19 protein-coding genes are annotated in these 23,809 nt (G+C 70.1%); 7 read left to right on the forward strand and 12 right to left on the reverse strand.

What is annotated here, in order from left to right; all coding sequences use genetic code 11:
• Positions 1 to 16 precede the first annotated feature (16 nt).
• Positions 17 to 2,245: a DNA mismatch repair endonuclease MutL gene (gene mutL, locus DP107_RS06655; RefSeq protein WP_144261377.1), complete on the forward strand. Its 2,229-nt coding sequence runs from the start codon at positions 17 to 19 to the stop codon at positions 2,243 to 2,245.
• A gap of 29 nt (positions 2,246 to 2,274) precedes the next feature.
• Here the strand turns inward: mutL and DP107_RS06660 are convergent, their stop codons facing one another.
• The 3 genes from DP107_RS06660 to DP107_RS06670 are packed head-to-tail and all read right to left on the reverse strand — an operon-like array spanning position 2,275 to position 5,648.
• Positions 2,275 to 2,973, reverse strand: a complete 699-nt coding sequence (locus DP107_RS06660) for a diacylglycerol/polyprenol kinase family protein (RefSeq protein WP_238330797.1) — start codon at positions 2,971 to 2,973, stop codon at positions 2,275 to 2,277.
• Positions 2,974 to 2,977: 4 nt separating this feature from the next.
• Positions 2,978 to 4,792: a glycine--tRNA ligase gene (glyS, locus tag DP107_RS06665; RefSeq protein ID WP_144261378.1), complete on the reverse strand. Its 1,815-nt coding sequence runs from the start codon at positions 4,790 to 4,792 to the stop codon at positions 2,978 to 2,980.
• Positions 4,785 to 5,648, reverse strand: a complete 864-nt coding sequence (locus DP107_RS06670) for a CBS domain-containing protein (RefSeq protein ID WP_144261379.1) — start codon at positions 5,646 to 5,648, stop codon at positions 4,785 to 4,787. The genes glyS and DP107_RS06670 overlap by 8 nt, the downstream gene beginning before the upstream one ends.
• A gap of 301 nt (positions 5,649 to 5,949) precedes the next feature.
• Here DP107_RS06670 and DP107_RS06675 point away from each other — a divergent pair, with 301 nt between their 5' ends.
• On the forward strand, positions 5,950 to 6,567 hold the full coding sequence (locus tag DP107_RS06675; RefSeq protein WP_144261380.1) for a protein sorting system archaetidylserine decarboxylase: 618 nt from the start codon (positions 5,950 to 5,952) through the stop codon (positions 6,565 to 6,567).
• Between the two features lie 360 nt (positions 6,568 to 6,927).
• On the opposite strand, the gene DP107_RS06680 is transcribed toward DP107_RS06675, so the two are convergent.
• The 5 genes from DP107_RS06680 to DP107_RS06700 form a co-directional block, all read right to left on the reverse strand.
• The gene (locus DP107_RS06680; RefSeq protein ID WP_144261381.1) at positions 6,928 to 7,671 is read right to left on the reverse strand and encodes a DNA polymerase sliding clamp; all 744 of its coding nucleotides are present in this window, start codon (positions 7,669 to 7,671) and stop codon (positions 6,928 to 6,930) included.
• Positions 7,672 to 7,757: 86 nt separating this feature from the next.
• Positions 7,758 to 8,381 carry a PH domain-containing protein gene (locus DP107_RS06685; RefSeq protein ID WP_144261382.1) on the reverse strand — a complete coding sequence of 208 codons (624 nt, stop codon included), beginning with the start codon at positions 8,379 to 8,381 and terminating at the stop codon, positions 7,758 to 7,760.
• Positions 8,381 to 9,847, reverse strand: a complete 1,467-nt coding sequence (locus DP107_RS06690) for an outer membrane protein assembly factor BamB family protein (protein WP_144261383.1) — start codon at positions 9,845 to 9,847, stop codon at positions 8,381 to 8,383. The genes DP107_RS06685 and DP107_RS06690 overlap by 1 nt, the downstream gene beginning before the upstream one ends.
• An 81-nt stretch (positions 9,848 to 9,928) precedes the next feature.
• Entirely contained in the window at positions 9,929 to 11,170 is a 1,242-nt protein-coding gene (locus tag DP107_RS06695; protein ID WP_144261384.1) for an RNA-guided endonuclease InsQ/TnpB family protein, read from the reverse strand.
• A gap of 326 nt (positions 11,171 to 11,496) precedes the next feature.
• The gene (locus DP107_RS06700) at positions 11,497 to 12,120 is read right to left on the reverse strand and encodes a PAS domain-containing protein (protein WP_185977205.1); all 624 of its coding nucleotides are present in this window, start codon (positions 12,118 to 12,120) and stop codon (positions 11,497 to 11,499) included.
• 523 nt (positions 12,121 to 12,643) lie between these two features.
• On the opposite strand from DP107_RS06700, the gene DP107_RS06705 reads away from it, so the two are divergent.
• Positions 12,644 to 13,516, forward strand: a complete 873-nt coding sequence (locus DP107_RS06705; protein ID WP_144261386.1) for a 23S rRNA (uridine(2552)-2'-O)-methyltransferase — start codon at positions 12,644 to 12,646, stop codon at positions 13,514 to 13,516.
• Between the two features lie 9 nt (positions 13,517 to 13,525).
• Here DP107_RS06705 and DP107_RS06710 read toward each other — a convergent pair whose 3' ends face one another.
• Positions 13,526 to 13,702, reverse strand: coding sequence for a ribbon-helix-helix domain-containing protein (locus DP107_RS06710; RefSeq protein ID WP_144261387.1), 177 nt, complete (start codon positions 13,700 to 13,702; stop codon positions 13,526 to 13,528).
• Between the two features lie 164 nt (positions 13,703 to 13,866).
• Complete coding sequence (locus tag DP107_RS06715) at positions 13,867 to 16,212, reverse strand: twin-arginine translocase subunit TatC (RefSeq protein WP_144261388.1); 2,346 nt, start codon at positions 16,210 to 16,212, stop codon at positions 13,867 to 13,869.
• Positions 16,213 to 16,814: 602 nt separating this feature from the next.
• Here DP107_RS06715 and pheS point away from each other — a divergent pair.
• The 3 genes from pheS to DP107_RS06730 all read left to right on the forward strand — a co-directional run bounded on the left by pheS (position 16,815) and on the right by DP107_RS06730 (position 21,234).
• Entirely contained in the window at positions 16,815 to 18,335 is a 1,521-nt protein-coding gene (pheS, locus tag DP107_RS06720) for a phenylalanine--tRNA ligase subunit alpha (protein WP_144261389.1), read from the forward strand.
• Positions 18,335 to 20,083 carry a phenylalanine--tRNA ligase subunit beta gene (gene pheT, locus DP107_RS06725; RefSeq protein WP_144261390.1) on the forward strand — a complete coding sequence of 583 codons (1,749 nt, stop codon included), beginning with the start codon at positions 18,335 to 18,337 and terminating at the stop codon, positions 20,081 to 20,083. Before pheS ends, pheT begins: the two co-directional genes overlap by 1 nt.
• 62 nt (positions 20,084 to 20,145) lie before the next feature.
• Positions 20,146 to 21,234, forward strand: a complete 1,089-nt coding sequence (locus DP107_RS06730; RefSeq protein ID WP_144261391.1) for a DoxX family protein — start codon at positions 20,146 to 20,148, stop codon at positions 21,232 to 21,234.
• Between the two features lie 18 nt (positions 21,235 to 21,252).
• Here DP107_RS06730 and DP107_RS06735 read toward each other — a convergent pair whose 3' ends face one another.
• Together DP107_RS06735 and DP107_RS06740 are read right to left on the reverse strand one after the other, a co-directional pair.
• Positions 21,253 to 21,669 carry a DUF7473 family protein gene (locus DP107_RS06735; protein WP_238330798.1) on the reverse strand — a complete coding sequence of 139 codons (417 nt, stop codon included), beginning with the start codon at positions 21,667 to 21,669 and terminating at the stop codon, positions 21,253 to 21,255.
• Between the two features lie 75 nt (positions 21,670 to 21,744).
• The gene (locus tag DP107_RS06740) at positions 21,745 to 22,308 is read right to left on the reverse strand and encodes a TATA-box-binding protein (protein ID WP_144261392.1); all 564 of its coding nucleotides are present in this window, start codon (positions 22,306 to 22,308) and stop codon (positions 21,745 to 21,747) included.
• Positions 22,309 to 22,515: 207 nt separating this feature from the next.
• Between DP107_RS06740 and DP107_RS06745 the strand changes: the two genes are divergently transcribed.
• Positions 22,516 to 23,781, forward strand: a complete 1,266-nt coding sequence (locus DP107_RS06745; protein WP_144261393.1) for a TIGR01177 family methyltransferase — start codon at positions 22,516 to 22,518, stop codon at positions 23,779 to 23,781.
• Positions 23,782 to 23,809 lie beyond the last annotated feature (28 nt).

A 23,809-nucleotide genomic window follows, 5' to 3' on the forward strand; every position in this document is an offset into this window, starting at 1 on the left:
CGAGACCCCGCTCACAGTGCCCGAGATACACGAACTCGACGCGGCGACCGTGGACCGCATCGCCGCCGGCGAGATCGTCGAACGCCCCGCCAGCGCGGTCAAGGAGCTGGTGGAGAACGCCATCGACGCCGACGCGGGCCGCGTCGAGGTGGCCGTCGAGGCCGGCGGCAGCGACGGCATCCGCGTCGCCGACGACGGCGTCGGGATGACCCGCGGCGAGGTCGAGCGGGCCGTCCGCGAGCATACCACCTCCAAGATACGCGACGTCTCGGACCTCGAATCCGGCGTCGGGACGCTGGGCTTCCGCGGCGAGGCGCTCCACGCCATCGGCGCCGTCTCACGGCTGACCGTCCGGACGCGCCCCCGGGGCGACCGCGACGATACCGACACCGAGGCGGCCGCCACGGGGACGGAGCTCGTCGTCGAGGGCGGCGAGGTGGGCCCCGTCGAGCGCGTCGGCTGCCCGGCGGGGACGACCGTCGAGGTCGACGACCTGTTCTACAACGTCCCCGCGCGCCGGAAATACCTGAAGACCGAGGCGACGGAGTTCGCCCACGTCAACCGTGTGGTGGCGGGTTACGCGCTGGCGAACCCGAACACGGCGGTCTCGCTGACCCACGACGGCCGGGAGACGTTCGCGACGCCCGGGCAGGGCGACCTCCGGGGCGCGATGCTGGCGGTCTACGGCCGCGAGGTCGCCGCGGGGACGGTGCGTGTCGGCGGGGGCGGTGCCGACCCGACGACCGACGCGGCGCGGACCGCGGCCCGGGCGGCGGACGCCGACCCCGGCGGTCCGCTGGACGGCGTCTGCGGCCTCGTCAGCGACCCCGAGACCACCCGCAGCGGCAGCGAGTACTGCAACGTCTACGTCAACGGGCGCTGGGTCACTGCCCGCGCGGTGCGGGAGGCCGTCGTCGAGGCCTACGGCGGGCAGCTGGCGGGCGACCGCTACCCGTTCGCCGCGCTCTTCCTCTCCGTACCCGCCGCCGAGGTGGACGTGAACGTCCACCCGCGCAAGCGGGAGGTCCGGTTCGCCGACGAGGCGGGCGTCCGCCGGCAGGTCCAGCGGGCGGTCCGCACGGCGCTGCTCGACGCCGGGTTCGTCCGCTCCTCGGCGCCACGCGGGCGCTCCCAGCCCGGGCAGACGGAGATCTCCCCCGAGCGCGCGGTGAAGGAGGCGGACTCGCTGGCCGGCACCGGCGAGGAGCCCCGGCGGGTCGACGACGGCCGCTGGCAGGCCGACGGCGCCGACGGCGAGCCCGACCCCGGCGTCGAGGACCCCGGCCCGGACGCGGCCGAGCGCGAGGCCCGCACGGAGACGGCACCGGGACGCTGGCGCGTCGACGAGAGCGACGGTATCGCGCCGACGGCCGCACCGGACGCCGACGAGTCGGGGCCCGACCCGACGGCCGACGACGCGACCACGAGCAACGACCTCGACGGCCGGACCGGCACCGCATCGGCGGGCTCGGGCTCCGAGTCGGCGGCCGGCGCCCGGACCGCGCCCGGTGGGGGGGCAAGCGCGAGCGGGGCCGGACCGACGGCGGACCCCCACCGGCGGTTGCGCGGGACCACCGAGCAGCGGACGCTCGGCGGCGAGGCCGTCGATCGCTCGTTCGCCTTCGACCGGCTCCCCGGGATGCGGCTGCTGGGCCAGTTCTCCGAGACATACCTGGTCGCCGAGACCGACGACGGGCTGGTGCTGGTCGACCAGCACGCGGCCGACGAGCGGGTCAACTACGAGGCGCTCCGCGAGCGGTTCCTCGACGCCCCGGTCACGACACAGACGCTCGCAGAGCCGGTCGCGGTCGCCGTGACCAGTGAGGAGGCCGAACTCGTCCGCGAGCGCGGCGAGGCCCTGGAGCGACTCGGCCTGTCGGTCGCGCTGGTGGACGCCGAGGGGGAGTCCACGGTGCGGGTCTCGGCGGTCCCGGCGATCCTGGCCGACGTGATGGACGTCGACCTCGTCCGTGACCTGCTCGCGGACCTGGCGGCCGGCGACCCCGCGGCCACCGTCACCGAGCGCGTCGACGCACTGCTGGGCGACATGGCCTGCTACCCGGCCGTCACGGGCAACGAGTCGCTCCGCGAGGGGACCGTCGTCGCGCTGCTGTCGGCGCTCGACGACTGCGAGAACCCGTACGCCTGCCCCCACGGCCGGCCGACGCTCGTCGAGTTCGACCACGGCGAGATCGAGGACCGCTTCGAGCGGGACTACCCCGGTCACACCCAGCGGCGCGGGTAGTCCGGGACCGGGGGCCGTCCGGGTACGGGCTAGAACGGCGCCGGCAGCGAGCCCGACAGCTCCAGCCAGGCGGTCATCGCCAGGGCGGCCGCGGGCGGGATGGTCAGGTTGTCGTCGAGGACGTACCCCCGGATGCTCGGCTTGACGCCGTCGGCGAATGTGGTCGCCAGGCCACAGAGGACGGCCGCCGGCACGGGGACGAAGAAGCCCGCCAGCCCCGTGGCGACGCCGAACGTCGCGAGCAGGACGTACCCCTGCTTCACCTCCTGGAGGTCGCTGGAGCCGAGCAGCCCGGAGACGGGGTCGGCGATGGCGAGCGCCAGTACCGCCGGGATGGCCACCCGCGGCTGGAAGGCGAGCACCACCGCCGTGACGCTCACCACGTACAGCGCGTAGGCAGCGACGTTCTCCTCCTCGTACTCGCGGGTGAGACGGTCGAAGACGGTCAGGTCGAGCGTCCCGGAGAGTCGCCCCGCCTCCAGCAGCGCGACGCCGAGCGAGCACGCCAGCAGCGCCAGCCCCAGTTGGGCCCAGGTGAGCACGCCGAGCAGGTGGCTGGCCGGCGCGAACGCACCCGTGACGTGGACCAGCCGGCGCTCCACCTCGGGCTGGCGCAGGCGGGCGAGCACGCCGTCCGGGGTAGCCCCCGGCGCCTCCCCCCCATCGGTCCGGGCGACGCCCGGCTCGTCGCCGGCCGTGACGCCGTCGGACCGGGGGACGTCGGGCATCGGTCTACAGGTCGTCGATGGCCGTCGTGCCTGCCCGGAGTGCGGTCAGGGTGGCGGGCAGCTCCGCGACCGGGACGCGGGCCTGGTCGGTCGAGTCACGCTCACGGACGGTGACGGTGTCGTCCTCCAGAGTGTCGTAGTCGACGGTCACGCAGTAGGGCGTGCCGACCTCGTCCTGACGGCGATAGCGCCGGCCGATGTTGCCCGAGTCGTCGTAGGTGACGGCGAAGCCGGCCCCCCGCAGGTCCGCCTCGACCTCGCGGGCGCGCTCGCCGAGGCCGTCCTTGTCCATCAGCGGGAAGACGCCGACGGTAGTGGGTGCGACCTCGGCGGGCAGGTCCAGATACGCGCGCTCCTCCCCGTCGACGGTGTCACGGCCGTACGCGTGGGTCAGGACGGAGTAGACGATGCGGCCGATACCGAACGAGGGCTCGACCACGTGCGGGGTGATATGCTCGCCGGACTCCGTCACCTCCTCGCGGCTGAAATCCGCGACCGCGGTGTCGACCTCGTGGGCCTCGCCGTCGACCTCGACGGAGACGGTCTCGCCGTCGAAGGCGTCCGGGTCGTGTTCGACGAGGTCGCGCAGGGCGTCGGCCACCGCGGCGGCGTCGCCGCCGAACTCCGGGCCGAGGACGGACATGTCCGGGTCGACGGTCGCGCGCTCGACGCGCTGTGGCTCGTCGTACTGCCGGAACAGGGTGAACTCCTCGTCGGAGTGGGTGCCGTGCTTCGAGAGGTCGTAGTCCGAGCGGTAGGCGAAGCCGGTGATCTCCACCCAGTCGCCGCCGAGTTCGGCCTCGGCGTCCCAGCAGTCCGCGGCGTAGTGGGCCAGCTCGCCCGAGAGATGCTGGCGGTAGCGGAACCGGTCCATATCGAGGCCGACCCGGTCGTACCAGTCCCGGGCGAGGCCCAGGTAGTAGGCGACCCAGTCGGAGGCGATGACGTTCTCCTCGACGGCCTCCCGGACCGTCATCGTCAGGTACGTTCCGTCGGACCCGTCCGACGACGTTCGGCTCGCGTCGCTCGCCTCACCCCCGTCCTCGGCCTCCTGCTCGTCGGCCGGGTAGAGCGTGAGTTCGACGTCCGCGACCCGCTCCAGCGGCGGCTCGTCAGTCTCCGGGTCGATGAAGTGCTCCAGCTCGGCCTGCGTGAACTCCCGGACCCGGACCAGCGCGCGGCGGGGGGAGATCTCGTTGCGCCAGGCGGTGCCGACCTGCGCGACGCCGAAGGGGAGCTGGTTGCGGGCGTACTGTTTGAGCTGCGGGAACTCCACGAAGATGCCCTGTGCGGTCTCCGGGCGGAGGTAGCCCGGCGAGGACGTACCGGGGCCGATGTTCGTCTCGAACATCAGGTTGAACTCCTCGACGGGCACGTCGGTCAGCGCCTCGCCGCAGACCGGGCAGTCGAGGTCGTACTCCGCGATGAGCGCCTCCACCTCCGGGATGGGGAGGGACTCGGCCTCCTCGATCCGGGTGGCGTCCTCGACGAGGTGGTCCGCCCGATGGGAGCTGTCACACGCCGGGCACTCGATTATCATGTCGTCGAAGCCGTCGAGATGGCCCGACGCCTCGAAGACGGGCTCGGGCATCACGTCCGGCGCGGAGATCTCCATGTGGCCCTCCTGGGTGACGAACAGGTCGCGCCATGAGTCCTCGATGTTGCGCTTCAGCGAGGCGCCCTCCGGGCCGTAGGTGTAGAAGCCGGCGACGCCGCCGTAGGCCCGCGACGCGGGGAAAAAGAAGCCCCGGCGCTTGGACAGCTCCGCGACCGTCTCCAGCTCCTCGTCGGCGGGGATCCGGGCGGGCTCCTCACTCATCCGCCACCACCGCCGCGAGCAGGTCCGTGTCACGGACGATACCGACCAGGTCGTCGGCCGTCATCAGCGGGAGCTGTTCGATGTCGTTCGAGATCAGCAGGCGGGCGGCGTCCTTGACCGTTCGCTTGCGCGTGACCGTCACGAGGTCCTCGGTCATGAACCGGGCGACGGGCTCGGCCGGGAGCTCGACGTTCCGGGTCGGCATGTAGCGGTTGCCGGTCGCCTTGATCCCCTCCCACTTCCAGTCGTCGTCCTCGTCGGCGATGGACTCGCCGGTGTTCTCCTCGCCCTCCTCGACCCGGGCCACCTCGATGATGTCGACCTCGGTCAGCATACCCTCGGGGTCGCCGTCCTCGTCCAGCACCACGGCGTACGGGACCTCGGCGTAGTCCAACTCCGCCTGGCCGACCGTCAGCGGCGTCCCCCGGTAGGTCGTGTTGACCTCGCGCGTCGCGAGGTCGCCGACGATGGCGTCCGCGCCGGCGAGTTCGTCGTTCGCGAGTGCACGGACGATGTCCGTGACGGTGACGATACCGACGAGCCGGGCGTCGTCGACGACGGGGACGCGGCTCCCGCCCGTCTCCCGGGCGAGCCGCGCCACGTCGACCAGCGTGGCGTCGCTGGTGACGGTCGGGACCTCGTTGACCAGCAGCGCGAGCTGGTCCTCGTCCGGCCGCTCGATGAGCGCCTCGCGGGTCACGAGCCCGCGAAACTCCTCGCCGTCGTCGGTCTCCTTGACGACCGGGATCGACGAGAAGGTGCCGCCCTGGAGCTGCTCGAGGGCGTCCTCCCGCGTACCGGGGATGGACACCGTCACGACCTCCGAGCGGGAGGTCATAGCGTCTGCGACGTTCATACCGGGCCGAGACGGGCCGCGTACTAAGGCCTTGCAGTATCCCGTCACGCCCCCACACGGCCGGCGCGGGCCGTTCCCCCGGCACCGTCGCCGGGCCCCACCGGCACCCACCGTTTCGGGTCCAGCTCGCCGGGGCCGGGCGACGAGACGCGGAGCGGAACCGGCTGGAACGACCCCACAGGTCCATCTCGACGGCTCCCGTGGGAAACGTTGACCTCGGGAGGGGCTATCTCCAGGTGAAGTGGAGGGGTCCGGGGCGGCGGTCGGAACGGTGATGTGGCCGACGGCCCCACAGTCGGGCATGGACATCGCCCCCGGCGGCGTCCGCTACGCGGTCGCCGCGTTGCTGACTGGCCTCGCCATCGCCCGCCGACTCGGCCGCCGGGCCGCGGTCGCGCTGGGGCTCGTCGGCGCGGCGGCCGTGCTCGCCTTCCACCGGGACCCCGAGCGGTCGTCGCCCGGCGACGGCGTCGTCGCCCCGGCGGACGGCGTCGTCTCCGTCGTCCGGACGGAGGAGCACGACGGCGACGCTCGGGTCCGCGTCGGGGTCTACATGTCCGCGCTGGACGTCCACGTCAACCGGGTGCCGCTCGACGGGACCGTCGCAGCCGTCGAACACGTCCCCGGGGGCAACCGGCTGGCGTTCTCGAAGGAGTCCGAGCACAACGAGCGCGTCCACGTCGACATCGCGGGCGCCCGCGACTACCGTGTCACGCTCATCGCCGGCGCCTTCGCCCGGCGCATCCACCCCTACGTCGAGGCCGGCGACGACCTGGCCCGGGGCGAGCGGCTCGGCCACATCTCCTTTGGCTCCCGGGCCGACGTGCTGCTCCCGGCGGGCGTCACGGAGACCGACCTCCGCGTGAGCAAAGGCGCCGGGACGCGGGCCGGGGAGACGCGGCTGGCAGATATCGACTGAGTACACGATATATCCCCCGTGTACGCCTCGAACCGGTTCGATATCACGAGTACGTCCGGAGTTATCCTCCATCTCCGGATCGAGGGAGAAACGTGTTCCCACAGTTCCGTCCCTGCGATCACCGGAGATGGATCGGACTCTCCCGCGTGCGGTCCTGGGCGCGTCCACGAGGAGTGCGGGAGGATGCGCGGCCGGCGCCGCTCTGCTTCGGGATGGAGCCGTCCCCCATTAGTAGCCCCTCGAACACCGCCTCCTGAATCGGAGAAATCTCTGGGTACGGGCAGGTGCCGTGTGACCAGTGAAGCCCCGGCTTGTCGAACTCCTCACCGCAAGACGGACAGATGCCACTCATCCTTCGATTCAGTCGCTCTGGATACGCGGCGCTAACATGTAAGTAATTTTACCTTTCCCTTCCGCGATCTCGAAGTGCATCTTGACGGGGAACTCCTCGCCGAGTTCGATGCGGACCTCCGTATCCTTCGGAATGGCCTTGTCCATGTCCTTGAGGTAGTCGAGCGAGAACAGCGAGCGGGCCTCGCCGGCCTCCAGGGAGATGAGGTCCTCGCGGGTCAGCGTGAGATGGACGTCGTCGGTGTCACCCTCCGCGTCGACGTAGAAGACCTCCTCGTCGGTGTCGACGCCCAGCGCGATGTGGTCGCTCACCATGTCGGCGGCCGTCACGGCGCGGTCGATATCCCGGCCCTCGACGACGATCTCGGCCGAGAGGTCGAGATCCGGGAGGTCGGGCTCCTGGCGGATGGAGTCGGGGTCGATGAGCGCGAGCGTCCCCTCCAGCCCCTCGATCTGGATGTGGAGCTTGCGGGTCTCCTCGTCGAGTTCGAGCTGGACCAGCTGGCCGGAGTCGGCCATCCCGACGAACTCCTCCAGCCGCGCGAGGTTGACCCCGATGATGCCGCCGTCGGTCTCGTAGGACTCGAAGGCGTCGGCGGCAAGCGAGAGATCGACCATCCCGACGTTGGCGGGGTCGACGGCGCGGATGGCCAGGCCGTCCTCGTTGAGGTTAATCTTGCACTCGTCGACGAGCACGCTGACGGAGTCGAGCGCCGACTCCAGCGTGTCGGCGCTCACGATGGCCTTGAACATGCTGCTCGGTTGGTCGCCCCCCGGTAAAAAGTCACCCCTAGCCCTGCGCGGGCGCGGATTTCCGGCAGGGTCGACCTCGGTAGTCGTCAGCTCCGGATGATTTCGTTCAGGACCCGTTCTGCCTCGCTGGGGCCCGAGAGGTCACGGAACGACACGTCGCCGGATGCCGACCGGACGGTGACGCTCCCGAGTCCGGTGAGGGTCTCGAGGACGGACTGCTCCCGGACGACGCTCTGGACCGAGTCCGTCCGGACGCTCGATCGACGGAGCGAGAGGAACCGGTACTCGCTGACGATGCGGGCGTCCTCGGTGACGTAGTAGGTCGTCAGTGAGTTCTGCCAGTACCGGACGAGCGCCTTCACCAGCAGGACCACGAACGCGACGAAGGCGAGCGTCGGCCAGACGTACGGGAGCCGGGTCGCAACCAGGAGGTACAGCGTGACGGCCAGGGGCACCATCGCCGCGGCACCGAGCAGGTAGGCGCCGAGCTGGCTCGGGTTGAACGTCTCGACCGGTGTCAGGTCCAGTTGCCCCGGGGCTACCCGGTGGACGTACGCACCGACAAGGACGGCCATCAGCCCGAGCAGGACGAACGGGTAGCCGACCGTTCCCGGAACGCCGCCGGTATCGTCGACGAGCAACACGCCACCGGCGACCATCGTCGGCGCGCCGAGGGCGACCCCCCACAGCCGCGGGACGCCGCGGGCCATCAGTTGCCCCCCCGCACCATGTCGTACAGCGTCACCAGTATTCCCCCGATTGTGATGACGATGCTCAGCCCGGTGAGACCGACGCCCTCCAGCACCTGGTCGTCACCGTTCGTCAGGAAGCCACGGCTGGGGGTGGTTGCAGTCGCTGGACCGGTGCTGGCCGCACCCGGGTTGGAGGTTCCCGACCCGTCGTCGGCCGTCCCGCCGGACGCGGTCGCCGTCGGCTGGGACGGCGTCTCGGAGTCCGTCGCTGCCGGGCGGAGAGCCACCCCGTCGCCGGACTGTGCCATCGCGACGAGCCGCCCCTCGGCCCGGTCGACGCCGAACAGGAACTCGCCGTCGGCCCGTAGCCGGGTGATCGGCGTGTCGAAGGTGTGGCTCCACGCGATACCGTACCCCTCGTTGTCGACCGCGACGAGCTCGGTCGGACCCCGTTCCAGATTCTGCCCCGTGTTCGTCGCCTCCAGGCCCGACCCGTCCGCGACGAACGTCCGGTCGGTCGTGGCGGCGATGCCGTCCAGTCGGGGGTCGTAGTCGAGCTGAAACTCGTCGGTGCCGTCGAGGGACCGCCTGCGGACCGTGCCGTGCCCGCGCTGATGGACCACGGCGGATTCGGTGACGGCACCCGCCCGCTGTGGGGTGGCGTCCGAGGTCCGGGCGAAGTCACGGTAGACGAACTCCCGCGTCTCCGTGTCGACCACGAACGTCGCCCAGCTCGGACAGCAGCCGTGTGTGTCGCTCCCGGTGTAGGCAACGTACGGCCCGGCGGTCGTGATGGCCGCCGGGAGGTGGCTCAGGACGTCGACGTGGTTCGGCGCCTCGAACGGGACCCGGACCGACAGCTCACCCGTCTCCGGATCGACGAACAGCACGGAGGTGTCGCCGGTGAGGACGATCCCCCCGTCGCTCCAGACGAGTGGCGGGGCCAGAAAGTCCACGTCGAGCTCATCGGTGAACAGCTGCCAGCGGAACGCTCCGGCCGCGGGGTCGAGGACGAACAGCCCGTCGCGGGTCCCGAGCGCGACGAGGCCGTCGCGGGTGTCCATGCCGACGGGTCTGGGCAGCTGTGTCCGGTAGGTCGGGGTCGCGTCGTCGCCGGCGAGGTCTGCCGTCCGGTAGACGGCGAGTCGGTCGTCCCGGGTCGCGACCACGAGATGCTCATCGGTGACGGCGATGCCGCCCGGATGGACGCCCGCCTCAAGGTCGACGGTGGCGACGGGTTCGCCACTGGCCCTGTCGACGTGCCGGACTCGGTTCCGGTCGGTCCCGATGTAGACGTCGGTAGCCGTCACGGCGTAGGCGGTGACCGTGCCGCCGACACTGGCGCTCCAGACGATCGGCGAGCGCTCCTGAGCGCGGGCTCCGGCGGCCCTACCCGCGAGCCCCCCGACGATGCTCCCACATACTGCCCCAGACACGAACTGGCGGCGGCTCGTGTGGCGTTTCATCCCGTGTGCGGTCGCCACGACCGGCGACCACTACCACAGTGCGAGAGGTCTAAGCTCTTGAATGTTACCCCGCGCACGGTGGCGCGGGGAATCCTGCTCTCACGAGGGTAGGCTTCCTGTTTCGAGGACGTGACTTGCAGACACGCGCTGAAAATCAGGTGTGTCCGTAGCGGTCACAGTCTCCACAGGCGTTGATTCGGGCCATCCCAGCCCTAACTCAGAAAAACCACGCTTGAGAACGTTCATCGCCGCGTTCGCATCTCTATCCGTCTCGAACCCACAACTCGGACAGGAGTGTTCCCGCACCCAGATGGGTTTCGCCGTCTCGACACCACACGACGCACACTCTTTCGTGGTGCCTCGTGCTTCGACCTGTACGACGTGACAACCGTACAGGTCGGCTTTGTATTCGAGGAGCGTGATGAATTGTCTCCACGCTGCGTCCTGCTTGTTCCGGGCGTTCCCGTCGCCCCGAATCATACTCTGGACGTTCAGGTCTTCCACGAACACGGCGTCGTACTCGCGGACGAGACACGTCGTAATCTTGTGCTGGTAGTCCAACACCTTCCGCTTGATGTGACGCTTGACCTTCGCCACTTTCCGACGCTGTTTCTCGTAGTTGTTCGACCCTTTCTGCTTCCGCGAGAGCTTGCGTTGCTCGCGGCGAAGACGCTTGTAGTCGTCTTCGAGGTCGAGCCAATCTACGGTCTTCCCATCACTCGTGTGGATGTAGTTCTGGATACCGAGGTCAATCCCAACGCTGTTGCTCGTATTGAGCGAGTCTACGTCGGGGTTCTCGGGCAGGTTGGTGTCGTCAGTTTCCAATCCGAAGGAAACGAACCATTCGCCGGTTGTCTCCTTCTTGAAGGTGACTTCTTTGATGGTGACGTGGTCGGGAATCGGACGCGAGTACCGGATTTTCACCCAGCCGATTTTGCTGAAGCGGACGTATGCGTACTTGTCGTGGCCCCTCTTTTCATCGAGGTCGAAACCGGACTGGTTGTACGTCACGCTTCGGTAGTCGCTGAGTGCTTGCCGTTTGAGCCGACCAACGTTGTACCCTTTCTCTTTCTTCTTGCGAAGGTTCGAGAGATTGCGGTGGAAGCGAGCGACAGTGGCTTGCGCGGCTTTCGAGTGTAATTCGCCGAACACCGGCCACCGTTGTTTCCAGTCGGTGAGTCGGTTATTCTGGTCGTACTCACTCGGCTTGTCGTCTTCCGGGGCTTGTTCGTAGTCCCAGCGGACGTGGTTGTAGAGTTGGCGATGAACGTCAAGATGGTGTTCCAGTCGCTCCGCTACCTCTTGTGTCGGGTAAGCGCGGTAGCGGTGACTGTACTCCATCGCTATCACTTGATTATCCGTATTGTCAGTTAATTGTTGTGTCCCGAGTTGTCAGCTTCATCCCCGACCACGGTGGGTCGGGGTATTCGCCTTGCTGACCAGTATAAACGCCGACCACGAGTCAAAAATTGGACTCGAGAGGCGTTCCTGCTACAAATCCGTTCGATAATACCGATCCAAATACAACGCTCGGAAGTCCGAGATCGTCGCCCGGCACGTCGACGGCTCTCAGACGGGGTCGATGCCGGCCGCGCGGCGCCGGAGGTCGGTGAGCGTGTCCGGCAGATCGCTGATCTCGAATCTGGCCCCGCCCGTCTCGCTCTCGGTCACCCGGATCTCCTAGCCGTGGTCGTCGGCCACGTTCCGGACGATGGTGAGGCCCGGGGGCCGCTGCCATCCGTCGAGCCGTGCTCGAACAGCTCCCGCCGCTCCTCGGGCGGGATACCGGGGCCCTCATCGGCGGCGTGGAAGCCGTCGGCCTCGGGTGGCAGCACCACCTCGCCGGCCTCGTCGTGGAACGGTTTGAGCGAGCGGTCGATGGGCACTGTCCCGTTTCGCCGGGCACTGCCGGTCTCCATCCCGAACCGGACCAGCTCCCCCTCGCGGGCGCGGTCGGCGGCGTCGTAGACGCGGTCGCGGCTCTCGTCGGTGACCCACGGGCGCCCGACGAGATAGGTCCCGACGACCGCCTCGCGTTCCGCGCCGGCGAACTCCGGGCCGGTGTCGTTGGCCTCGGTAAGCGTCCCGTCCGGCTTCATCAGCCCCGTGAACGGGAACGTATGGTTGAACACGGCATCGAACCGCCGCTCACGCTGCTTGCGCTCGGTAACGTTCTCGAAGGCCGGCACGATGTGCCGGACCTCGCCGCGGTTATCAAGCAGCGGCGTCCCACTGGTCGAGAGCCAGATCGATCGCCCGTCCGGCATGTCGACCCGCAGACACGGTTCCACACCGGCTCGCCGCGCTCGAGGGTTTCGACGGTGATGCCCTCGTCGTCGATGCGGTTTCCGTCTGCGTCGATCGCCGAGAGCGCCGAGTCGGCGGGGCTCGGGCCGAGGAGCTCGTCCTCCCTGAACCCCGACTCCTGTTTCGCCCGGTCGTTCGCGCACACGACCTGTCGGTCCGCGAGGATGGCGACCGGCACCGGACTGATCTCGAGGGGTCCCTCGCGGAGCTGTCGCTCCCCAGAGCCGGTCTCCTGGACCCTCGGGCCGTCACTGCCGCGACGTGCGTCGTTCCCCACAGTATCAACCGGTATGAGTGCTCCCAGCTGACTGTTGGCCGTGACCGGCGCGTCGGCACACCGCCACGACGCGGGGGCCGAGCGCCGTCCGGTATCCGCGGTGAGCGGCGGGGGAGCGCCGAACGGCCCGCATCCGACGTGCATTTCCCCCTCGGTGCGCTCCGTCCGGACGTGAACGCCATCTCGCCTGCAACCACCGCGAGACCCACGCTGACACGAGCGAGGCACGCATGACGGGTAAGGACGAGTTCTACAACCGCGCCAAGCAGGAGGGCTACCGGTCCCGGGCGGCCTACAAGCTCCAGCAGCTGGACGAGGAGTGTGGACTCCTCTCGCAGGGCGACATCGCGGTCGACCTCGGGGCGGCGCCGGGTGGCTGGCTGCAGGTGGCCGCCCAGCGGGTCGGCGCGAGCGGCAAGGTGGTCGGTATCGACCTGCAGAGCGTACGGGACCTCTCGGCGGACGAGGCCGGCAGCGGCGACGGTGCCGCACACATCGAGACCGTCCGCGGGGACATGACCGAGGCCGACACCCGCGAGCGGGTCGCCGACCTGGTCGGCGAGGGAGGGGCCGACGTCGTCCTCTCGGACATGGCACCGAACATGACCGGCGAGTACGACCTCGACCACGCCCGCTCCGTCCATCTGGCGCGGCAGGCGTTCGAGACCGCGTTGACGGTGCTCCCGGCGGGTGGCGACCTCGTCGTGAAGGTGTTCGACGGCCGCGACCTGGACGACCTCCGCGAGGCGATCGACGCGGAGTTCGAGTACGTCCGCGACGTCCGGCCGCGGGCCTCCCGGGACAGTTCCTCGGAGCTCTACCTCGTCGCGAAGAACCGCATCACGGCACCGGTCCGGGGCGGCGACGAGGCCGTCGTCGAGGTGACGGACGTGGGCGCAGAGGGCGACGGTATCGCCCGCGTCGACGGCTACACGCTGTTCGTCCCGGACACCGTGGTCGGGGACCGGGTCCGGGTTCGCGTCGACGAGGTGAAGCCCCGCTTCGGCTTCGCCGAGGTGATCGACCACGGCCCCGAGGGGACGGACGACGGGGCCGCGGAGACCGCCGACGCGGCGGCGCCGGATCCCGACGCCGGCGAGTAGTCGCCGGGCTCACTCCGCCCCGTCCAGCCGGCCGTGGCGGGCGTCGATCTCGTCCAGCAGGTCGAGCGTCTTCCGCACGGAGGCGCGGATGGCATCGCTCCGGTTGACGAACTTCCCGTCGTCACCGACGTGCTCGTCCAGGTCGTCCAGCAGTTCCTGTGGCATCTCGACCGAGATCTTGGGCATACCCGCCGTTGGGCCAGGGTCGTGGTATAGCTTCGCCGTTCGCCGGGGACGTCCCCGAGGCGCGTCGACGACCCTCCGGGCGAGGCGTGACGCCGGTCGAAGCGGTAGCGAGGAGCGAGTGCGGCGTGGAGTGACGGCCGGTGGCGAAGCCGTCGTTCGAGACCTCAGTCGCTGGGTTCGGCCACGGGCGGCTTCGGTCCGCCGCGGCGACCGCCCAGCGTCACGGCGTACAGCAGCGCCAGTCCGGCGAGGTACGCCAGCAGGACGGGGATGCCGACGATGAACATCGAGAAGACGCTCTTCGGCGTGAATATCGCGGCCCCGCCGAGCACGAGGACGCTCACCTCCCGCCAGCGCCCCAGTTGCGTGCGGTACGGGACCAGCCCGCCCCGGTGGAACAGGTACATCGTGACGGGGATGTCGAACAGCAGCCCGACCCCGACGGTGGTGAAGAAGACGAGCCAGCCGAAGGAGTTGATCTGGTAGGCGATGACCATGTTCGCGCCGAGCGCGTCCGCGACCAGCCAGGAGATGACGTTCGGCGCGACGTAGAGGAAGCCGACGGCGCTGCCGACCACGAGCCCCAGCGTCGTGAGCCCGCCCCACAGCAGCAGGACGTTCCGGTTGCCGGCGGCGAGGCCCCGCTCCCGCATCGCCGGCCAGGCGTAGTACAGCAGCACCGGCAGCGTCGCGACCACCGCGAAGATGACCGACACCTTGATCTCGAAGACCAGCACCTCGACCGGGTGGAGCGCGACGATGTTGATGCTCTCCGGGTCGATGACCTGTGAGGGGACCCGGGAGACGAACTCCTGTTTCAGCATCCCGATACCGCCGAGGTAGAGCGCGCTGAACGAGGCCGCCAGGACGATCATGAACAGCCCGACGATGAGGAACGCCTTCGAGGTGAGCGACTCGACGATGAACTGGATGTCGTAGAGGTAGCCGCCGATGTCCTCCTCGTCGGTCTCGTCCTCGGTGAAGGCGTTGGCGACGCCCGCGGCGGTCCGGGTGCCGACGCCGGCCTCCTCGGCGCCCGCGTTGACGCCGGGTTCGTCGGCGCCCGGGCCCGTCCCGGCGGGTTGGCCCACGTCGTTGGCGGCCGCGGCCGTGGCGCCGGCCTCGACGGGGTCGGCCTCGGCCAGCTCCTGGGCCTCGTCGAACCGGTCGAGGATGGCCTCCGCGCGGTCCGGGTCGTCCTCGCCCATCGCCTCGCTGGCCAGCGAGACGGCCTCGTCCTCTGCCATGTCCGCGAACGCCTCGATGGGGGCCGCGCGGATGCCACCGGCGTCGAGCTCCGAGAGGTCGATCTCCCCGGGCGCGCCGGTCGAGGCGGGCGCGGCGCCGGAGTCGCTAGTCACCGAGGGGGTGCGGCCGCGCTCGACCGCCTTCAGCCCGCCCTCTGCCGCGATGATCTCGTCGACCGCGGCGACGAGGTGGTAGGCGAGCGCCCCGAGAGCCGCGCCCAGCGCGACCACCGCGGCCCCCAGCGCGAGCGCGACTGCCGGGTCCAGCCCGAACACCGGGTCGGGCGTCCACTGCGAGGGGGGGCGGAGCCGTCCCGTGGCGACGTACCGGTCCAGCACGGTCAGCCCGGCGTTGACCTGCGGGACCACCGAGTCGGCCGCGCCGCCCAGCACCGCCCGGTAGCCGAAGTACGTCGCCGCGCCCGCGACGGCCGCCGCGCCCGCGACGGTGTTCCAGTTGGCACGGGCGACGTTGCGCGCCCCGAGCCGTTCGCTGGAGAGCTTCGCCGTCACGACGAACTTCGATATCTGCAGGCTGACGGCGTACAGCACGATGAGCGGCGTCGCCCACAGCAGCTGTGTGAGCGGGTCCGGCGGCGTGAACAGCGCCCCGACCGCGTACAGTCCCACGACCGCGTGTCGCCAGTAGTCACGGAACGTCGTGTACGGGACGACCCCGGAGTACGACAGCGCGCTCATCGCGAGCGGCAGTTGAGCGGCGAGGCCGAACGACAGCGAGAGGAGGATGATGAACTGCGCCCATTTCACGATGGAGTAGGTGGGCGTGAACCCCGAATCGACGGCGTTCTGGGCGAGGAACTGGAACGCCGTCGGGAAGAAGACGCCGTACCCGTACGCGACGCCGCCGGTGAACAGCAGGCCGCTGAAACCGGCGACCGTCCCGACCTTCCAGCGCGGGATGCCGCGCGGCCAGATGCCACGCTCCTTCAGCGCGTCCCGGGAGTAGTAGAGCAGCAACGGCAGCGCGACGATGACGCCGACGAGGAGGCCGATCTTCACCTGGAGGAGGATGACGTCGAACGGCGTGACCGCGACCACGACGATGTCCTCCTGGACGTTGAGGTCCGCCTTCAGCCGCGCCCAGACGAAGTTCCGCAGCAGGTAGATGGTCCCCATGAGCCCGATGACGAACAGGATGAACACCTTCTGGAGGTGCTTCTGGACCTGCCGGAGCATCGCGCCCGCGGTCGCACGGCCGCTGTCGATTGCTGCGGCCGTGTCCTCGTCCACGTAGGATGACACTGAAGGCCCGTTACGCGGACGTACCTATCAATCTTTCAGATATCCGGACGACCCGTCCGCTCTCGGACCGCGGCGACGGCACGTGCCCCGGGCCCTCGCGGTCGGGGGGCCCACGGCTCCCCCCGCGAGGACGACGGGATGGGACCACCGCGGCCGGGGGGCTCCACGACCGGCCAGGAGTTTCCGAGGGACGTCGGGTATAGAATCCGAGAACCCCACGTATATCATGAACCACGACTGTCCGCGAACTGTTTCACATATATCTCGGTATTTCGATAGGCTCGGGGGCCGTTCGGGCGTTCGGGACGCTCTGGCGCCCACAACGTTGAAGTGTCACTCACCCACACGCGAGCGTATGTCAGTCGGACGGAGGCGACGACGCGCCGCCCCACGACCGCCAGCCGCGTCCGACCCGTTCTTCCTCGCCTGACGCGGCGGTGGACCGACCGACCCCTCGCTATCTGGAGACGAAACAGAGGGGTTGGCCGCGAAACCGTCGCGGGGGTCCGGAACCGTTAGTTGTCCGGCCGACGCACGCATCGCTGACGACCACGCTGGCGACCCGTCGCCGGCCACGCGCACCCACCGACAATACACATCACATGCGACGCCCGGAGACAGAGGTCGCGCTGCTGGAGGCCGCCAGCGCGACCGGGACGAAGACGGTCGAATCGCTCGCTACGGAACTCGACGCGGACCCGACCGCGGTCACCAACGCCGCGTTCGAACTCGCCGCCGACGGCCTCGTCGAGGTCGAGGCGTACAGCGCCGAGGCGGTCGACCTCACCGACGAGGGCGATCGCTACCGCGAGGCCGGACTGCCCGAACTGCGGCTCTACCGCGCGGCTGTCGACGCCGGCGCCGAGGACGAGGCCGTCAGCATCGGCGAGCTCGTCGGCGCCGCCGGGCTGGAGGGCCCCGAGGTCGACATCGCGCTGTCGAACTTCGCGCGGAAGGGGTTCGGCGACATCGAGGAGGGCGCCGTCCGCGTCGACCTGGCGGGCGGCCCGGACGTCGACCCCGAGGACGACCCGGAGGCCGGCGCGCTTGCCGCCATCGCCGACGGCAACGCGGGCTACCTCGACGGGACCGTCCTCGACCGACTCGAGGACCGGGGGCTCGCCAGCCGGACGGAGACCACCGTCCGGTCGGTGACGCTCACCGACGAGGGCGTGACGGCACTGATGGAGGGTATCGAGACGGCCGAGACGGTCGGCGCGCTCACGCCCGAACTCCTCACGTCGGGCGAATGGGCGGACGTCGAGTTCGCCGACTACAACGTCGAGGCCGACGCCGAGACCGACTACGGCGGCCGCAAGCACGTCCTCCGGCAGACGGCCGACCGCGTGAAGGACGTCCTCGTCGGGATGGGCTTCTCCGAGATGGAGGGCCCCCACGCCGACGCGGAGTTCTGGATCAACGACTGCCTGTTCATGCCACAGGACCACCCCGCCCGGACCCACTGGGACCAGTTCGCGCTGGACGTGCCGCCGATGCGGGAGCTGCCCGACGACCTCGTGGCGGCGGTCGAGTCGGCCCACCGCGAGGGCGTCGGCGCGGACGGCGACGGCTACCACTCCCCCTGGACAGAGGACGTGGCGAAGGGGGTCGACCTCCGGGGCCACACCACCTCGCTGTCGATGCGCTACCTCTCGGGCGAGCAGGTCGGCGACCTCGACCCGCCCCAGCGCTGGTTCTCCGTCGAGAAGGTGTACCGCAACGACACGCTCGACCCGACCCACCTGCTGGAGTTCTTCCAGATCGAGGGCTGGGTGATGGCCGAGGAGCTCTCGGTACGGGACCTGATGGGGACGTTCACGGAGTTCTACGAACGGTTCGGCATCACGGACATCCAGTTCAAGCCCCACTACAACCCGTACACTGAGCCGAGTTTCGAGCTGTTCGGCACCCATCCGGAGACGGGCGAGATGGTCGAGATCGGGAACTCCGGCATCTTCCGCGAGGAGGTGCTGGGCCCGCTCGGGGTCGAGTGCGACGTGATGGCCTGGGGACTGGCCCTGGAGCGGCTGCTGATGCTCATGTACGGCTTCGAGGACATCCGGGACGTCCACGGGACGCTGTGTGACCTGGACCGGCTGCGGACCGCGGAGGTGGTCCACTGATGCCCGTCGTCGACGTGGACCCCGACGAGCTGCGCCGCCTGACCGGCCACGACGAGAAGGACGACGAGGCGCTGAAAGAGGACCTGTTCGCGCTCGGCCTGGAGTTCGAGGGCGAGACCGAGGACGGCCTGCTCCAGCTGGAGTTCGCCCCCGACCGGCTGGACCGGCTCTCCGTCGAGGGGGTCGCCCGGTCGCTGCGCTACCAGTACGGCGACGACCGCGGCGTCTACATCCCGGACACGAACGACGCCGACTGGACCATCGAGGTCGAGGGGTCGGTCCCGGACGAGCGCCCGTACGTCACCGGCGCCGTCGTTCGGGGGCTCGACCTGGACGAGGCGGGGCTGGAGTCGCTCATCCAGCTCCAGGAGAAGCTCCACGCCACGATGGGCCGCAAGCGCGCCAAGGGCGCCATCGGCGTCCACGACCTGACGATGCTGAAGGGCGCGTCGGCCACGGGGGCCAGTGGCGGCAGGAAGTCCATCCGCTACACCGGTATCGAGCCCGACGGCGAGACGTTCGTCCCGCTGGACTCGGACCGCGAACTCACCCCGGGGGAGGTCCTCACCGACCACCCGACCGGCGAGACGTACGCCGGCCTCGTCGCCGACTACGAGCGTTACCCCGCCATCTACGACGACGTGGGACTGTTCTCCTTCCCGCCGGTGATCAACGGGACGCGGACCGAGGTCGAGACCGCCTCCCGGGACCTGTTCATCGAGATGACGGGGACCGACCAGTGGACCATCGACCGGATGCTGAACATCGTCTGCTACGCGCTGGACGCGCGCGGCGGCCGGGTCGAGCGCGTCGACATCGACTACCCCGACCGGACGCTGGACCGTCCGGACCTCTCGACCGACCGCAAGACCGTCGGCCACGACCGCATCGAGTCGCTGCTCGGCGTCTCGTTCGACCCCGGTGAGGTCGTGGACCTGCTGGAACGCGCCGGCCTCGACGCCGTCGCCGAGGAGGACGGAACCCTGACCTACGAGGTCGCGGTCCCGCCCTACCGCGTCGACGTACTCCACCCGCTGGACGTCGTCGACGACGTGGGCCGGGCGTACGGGTTCAACGATCTCGAGCCGCGCTACCCCGACGTCGGGACCATCGGTGGTCGCCACGAGCGGTCCCGCATCGAGGACGCCGCCCGGGACGCCCTCGTCGGCCTCGGGTTCGAGGACATGCTGAACTTCCACATGACGAGCGAGGCCGAGAACTACGAGCGGATGGGGCTCGACACGCCGTCGGCCCACGACGACGAGGTCACGCCGGACCCGGACGCCCCGCTGGGTGCACGGCCGCCGGTCACCATCACGGAACCGTACAGCGAGGACTACACGATGGTCCGGTCGTGGGCGCTCCCCTCCCTGACCATGGTGCTCGAGCGCAACACGCACCGGGCGTACCCGCAGGACCTCGCGGAGATCGGACTCGCGGCGCATCGGGACGACGGGGCGAACACCCGCGTCGCCGAGCGTCGCACCGTGGCCGGCGTGCTCGCCCGGACCGACGCCTCCTACGAGGACGCCAAGGGGAAGCTCCAGGCGCTCTGCCGGGTCTTCGACGTCGACCTGTCGACGCCGCCGACGGACCACCCGTCGTTCATCGACGGCCGCACCGCGAGCATCGTCATCGACGGCGACGAGGTGGGCGTCATCGGCGAACTCCACCCGCGCGTGCTGGTAGAACACGATCTCGAACTCCCCGTCGCCGGGTTCGAGTTCCGGCTGGACGCGCTGCGGTAAGGGTTCGGCGAGAGAACTGCGGCGACAGGGCCCTTTAGGTTCGTTCGGTGCGTGGCACCACTATGGACTCCTCTTCGACCGGGGCGGTCCTCGAGCCGGTTCCGGCCCACGTGGACTACGTCACCGATGGTGAACCCATCGGCGACGGTGTCGCCTTCCTCGCCGACGTACTGACGGACCCGCTGACCCTGCTGCTCGTGGGGCTTGGAACGGCGGTCGCGCTGGCGGCAGCCGCCGGCTATCTGGTCGGCGGGTCGCGCATCCCCGACATCGAGGTGGCGCGGCGGACGCTGGCCTCGTACACGCCGTATCTCCCGTGGATGCTCCGGCTCTCGACCGGGTTGCCGCTGGTCGGGGCTGCGTTCACCGGGTACTACTTCACCCCGAGCGTCCCCGTCGAAGCCCGGCTCCTCCAGGTCGTGCTCGGGTTCCTGCTCCTGTTCGGGCTGGCGACGCGAGTCGTCGCCGTCGCGGGGCTCGTGGCGTACCTCGGCGGGTTGGCCGTCTTCGGGTCCGAACTGCTGCTCGCCAGCGAGTATCTCGCCGGCTTCCTGGGGCTGGTGCTGCTCGGGGCCGGGCAGCCAAGCGCAGACGGCCTCCTCCGGCGGCTGGCGGTCACGGACGGGACCATCGTCAACCGGGTCGCGTCGGGCCGCCCCCGGCCGCTGGTGGCACTCCGGCGCCTCGGCGTCGACCGCCGACTCGCCCCCGTGGCCATCCGGGTCGGCCTCGGGTTGAACTTCATGCTGCTCGGTGTCGCCGAGAAGTGGTTCCAGCCCGGCCGCGCGGCGACGCTCGCCGTCGACCTCGGGCTCACGTCGGTGCTCCCGTTGGCGCCGGAGCTGTGGGTGTTCGGCGCCGGTCTCGTCGAGTTCGGGGTCGGTCTGCTGCTGGTGCTCGGGCTGTTCAGTCGCGCCGCCGCCGCGCTCGGGTTCGTGGTTCTGACGACGACCCTGTTCGGCCTCCCGAACGACCCGGTCCTGGCGCACGTCACCCTGTTCGGGCTGAGTTCGGCGGTGCTCGTGACCGGCTCGGGGCCATACTCGCTGGACGAGCGCGTCCTCCCGGCCGTGACCCGACGGCTCCGGGACCTGCTCGGGACCGAACCCGGCGCCGTCGAGCCCGACGCCGACGTCGAGACGGAGCGGTAGGGCGACCGTCGGCGCCGGCTAAAGCACGCCGAAGACGTTCGCCAGCGCGACGCCCATCACCGCGGCGAAGCCGAAGTGGAGGACGACCAGCGGGGCCGCCGACCGGAACTTCAGCCGGTAGACGGCACTGACGGCGAGCAGTTCCGCCACCAGCGTCGCGACGATGACCACCCCGACCAGCAGCGAGCTGCTGAGGCCGTACTGCTGGAGGAGGATGGAGACCGCGGCGGGGACCGGCCCGACGTAGGCCGCCTTCTGCGAGGGGACCTCACCGATGAAGAAGGTCGCGGCGAGATGGAGGGTGAACGCGTAGAACAGGCTCGCCAGCAGGAAGGTGACGACCAGCGCGAGCGGGCCGCCACCGGTGACCGACTGGAGCGGGGGGGGCGGGTTGGCGACGGGGGCCTGCAACGGGGCGAGCGGGAAGCCGGCCATGGGTGACGTGGGCGCCGCGGTCGCATGTAGCCTGCGCTATCGGGCGTGGAACGGGGAACGGGAGGGAGACCGGCGTCAGCCGTCGAGCAGGCCGAGCTTGTCGAGTTCCGAGACGATCTTGTCGACGGCCTTGCGGGCGTCGTCGGGCTCCTTGCCGCCCGTGATGACGAGCTTACCGGACCCGAACAGCAGCGCGACGACGTCGGGCTCGTCGAGCCGGTAGACCAGGCCCGGGAACTGCTCCGGTTCGTACTCGATGTTCTCCAGGCCCAGCCCGATGGCGATGGCGTTCAGGTTGAGGTTGCGACCCAGGTCCGCGGAGGTGACGATGTTCTGGACGACGATCTCCGGGTCCTCGTCGACCTCGATGTTGAGGTCGCGGAGTTTATCGAAGACGATGCGCAGCGACTCGTGGACGTCGTCGGTGCTCTTGGCGCCCGTGCAGACGATCTTCCCCGACCGGAAGATGAGGGCCGCGCTCTTTGGCTCCTGGGTGCGGTAGACCAGGCCCGGGAACTGTTCGGGGTCGTAGTCTGCCCCCTCGAGGTCCATGGCCACGCTCTGGAGATCGAGCTCCTGGCCGATACCCGTCGAGGCTACCACGTTCTCGATGTTGATGGTTTCCTTGGGGTCGCTCATGTATCTTAAGACACGTATTTAACCTTTATAAATATGGGTGGTGGTGACTGACAGGTCGAGAACCGGAGACATCGGCCCACTGGCGTCCGTTCTGTTTATAAACCGGCATCGATTGCCGCTTGAAATAGGGGTGCTTGTCTGGCGCGGGGCGGCGCTCGGGGCACCCGGACCGGCACCCTCATGCCCGGTGCGCCCCCGATGACGCCCGTGTACGTCCTCGAACTGGGTGGCCAGGACGACCGGTTCGCGCGCCGGGAGGCCGAGAGCGCCTGCTCCGCCGTCGACCCGCTGGGCACGGGGCTCGCGACGGCCCGCGGCGTCACCGACCGGGTTCGTGGGCTGGCCTACACCCAGCGCGTCGCCGCGCTCCTCGGCCGGACGGCGCCCCGTGTCGAGGACGCCGTCACACTGCTGGACGCCGCCGCGCTGGAGGGCCCGGGCGGCCCCTCGACGGGGGGATGGGCGGTACCTGAGGGCGCCGAGGGCTCCGTCCGGGTCCGGGCCCGCGACGTGCGGAGCCTGACCGGCGTCGACACGGCCCGGGCCGAGCGGGAACTCGGCGCGGTACTGGTCGACCGGGGCTTCAGCGTCGACCTGGAGGACCCGGACCACGAGCTGCGAGCCCTGTTCGCCGTACCGCCGGGCCACGACGACGCCGACGACGGCACCGCCACGGTCGGCATCGCGGACGAGCGCGAGGTACGACTGGCCGAGGACGGGACGGCCGCCGGCGGGCTCGGCGCGAACGAGCCGGGCGTCTGCGCGCTGGGCTGGCTGACCGCCGAGAGCGTCCGGGACTTCGGCGAGCGCCAGCCGACGGACAAGCCGTTCTTCCAGCCCGGGAGCATGGACCCGCTGCTGGCGCGGGCGCTCGCCAACATCGCCGGCGCCCGCCCTGGCCGGACGCTGCTGGACCCGATGTGCGGCACCGGCGGCCTGCTCGCCGAGGCCGGACTTGTCGGGGCCGACGTCGTCGGCGTCGACGCCCAGTGGAAGATGGTCCGAGGGGCCCGGCGGAACCTCGGCCACTATCTCGGGGGCGGGGGCGGGGCGTCGGGTGGCCCGGGCGGCCCGGAGGCCGTGGAACCGCCCGGGGGGTTCGCGACCTGTCGGGGCGACGCCCGCCGGCTCCCGGTGGCCGGCGGCCCGGACGGGGACGGTCCCGTGGACGCGGTGGTCTTCGACGCGCCCTACGGCCGCCAGTCGTGGGCCAGCGACGAACTCTCGGCGGTCGTCGGCGACGCACTCGCCGAGGCTCGCCGCGTGGCCCGCCGGGCGGTCGTCGTCGGGGACCGGGCGTGGACCGGGGCGGCCGAGGCCGCCGGCTGGACCGTGGTCGACCGCTTCGACCGCCGCGTCCACCGGTCGCTGACACGCTACATCCTCGTCCTGCAGGCCGACGACGCCGGGCCGGGGACGGAACCGGGCGACGCCGGGGGGCCCGACGACCGCCGGGCGGCGAACGACCGCTGACGGGGGAGTGTGGCTACCGACCAAACTG

Source organism: Haloglomus irregulare (assembly GCF_007421925.1).
Taxonomy (GTDB): Archaea; Halobacteriota; Halobacteria; order Halobacteriales; family Haloarculaceae; genus Haloglomus; species Haloglomus irregulare.

Coding starts and splice junctions, on each gene's coding strand:
- DP107_RS06705 (WP_144261386.1), top strand. CDS start 12,644: ATGACGGGTAAGGACGAGTTCTACAACCGCGCCAAGCAGGAGGGCTAC.
- DP107_RS06735 (WP_238330798.1), bottom strand. CDS start 21,669: ATGGCCGGCTTCCCGCTCGCCCCGTTGCAGGCCCCCGTCGCCAACCCG.
- DP107_RS06710 (WP_144261387.1), bottom strand. CDS start 13,702: ATGCCCAAGATCTCGGTCGAGATGCCACAGGAACTGCTGGACGACCTG.
- DP107_RS06675 (WP_144261380.1), top strand. CDS start 5,950: ATGGACATCGCCCCCGGCGGCGTCCGCTACGCGGTCGCCGCGTTGCTG.
- DP107_RS06660 (WP_238330797.1), bottom strand. CDS start 2,973: ATGCCCGACGTCCCCCGGTCCGACGGCGTCACGGCCGGCGACGAGCCG.
- pheT (WP_144261390.1), top strand. CDS start 18,335: ATGCCCGTCGTCGACGTGGACCCCGACGAGCTGCGCCGCCTGACCGGC.
- glyS (WP_144261378.1), bottom strand. CDS start 4,792: ATGAGTGAGGAGCCCGCCCGGATCCCCGCCGACGAGGAGCTGGAGACG.
- pheS (WP_144261389.1), top strand. CDS start 16,815: ATGCGACGCCCGGAGACAGAGGTCGCGCTGCTGGAGGCCGCCAGCGCG.
- DP107_RS06685 (WP_144261382.1), bottom strand. CDS start 8,381: ATGGCCCGCGGCGTCCCGCGGCTGTGGGGGGTCGCCCTCGGCGCGCCG.
- DP107_RS06670 (WP_144261379.1), bottom strand. CDS start 5,648: ATGAACGTCGCAGACGCTATGACCTCCCGCTCGGAGGTCGTGACGGTG.
- DP107_RS06740 (WP_144261392.1), bottom strand. CDS start 22,308: ATGAGCGACCCCAAGGAAACCATCAACATCGAGAACGTGGTAGCCTCG.
- DP107_RS06680 (WP_144261381.1), bottom strand. CDS start 7,671: ATGTTCAAGGCCATCGTGAGCGCCGACACGCTGGAGTCGGCGCTCGAC.
- DP107_RS06695 (WP_144261384.1), bottom strand. CDS start 11,170: ATGGAGTACAGTCACCGCTACCGCGCTTACCCGACACAAGAGGTAGCG.
- DP107_RS06730 (WP_144261391.1), top strand. CDS start 20,146: ATGGACTCCTCTTCGACCGGGGCGGTCCTCGAGCCGGTTCCGGCCCAC.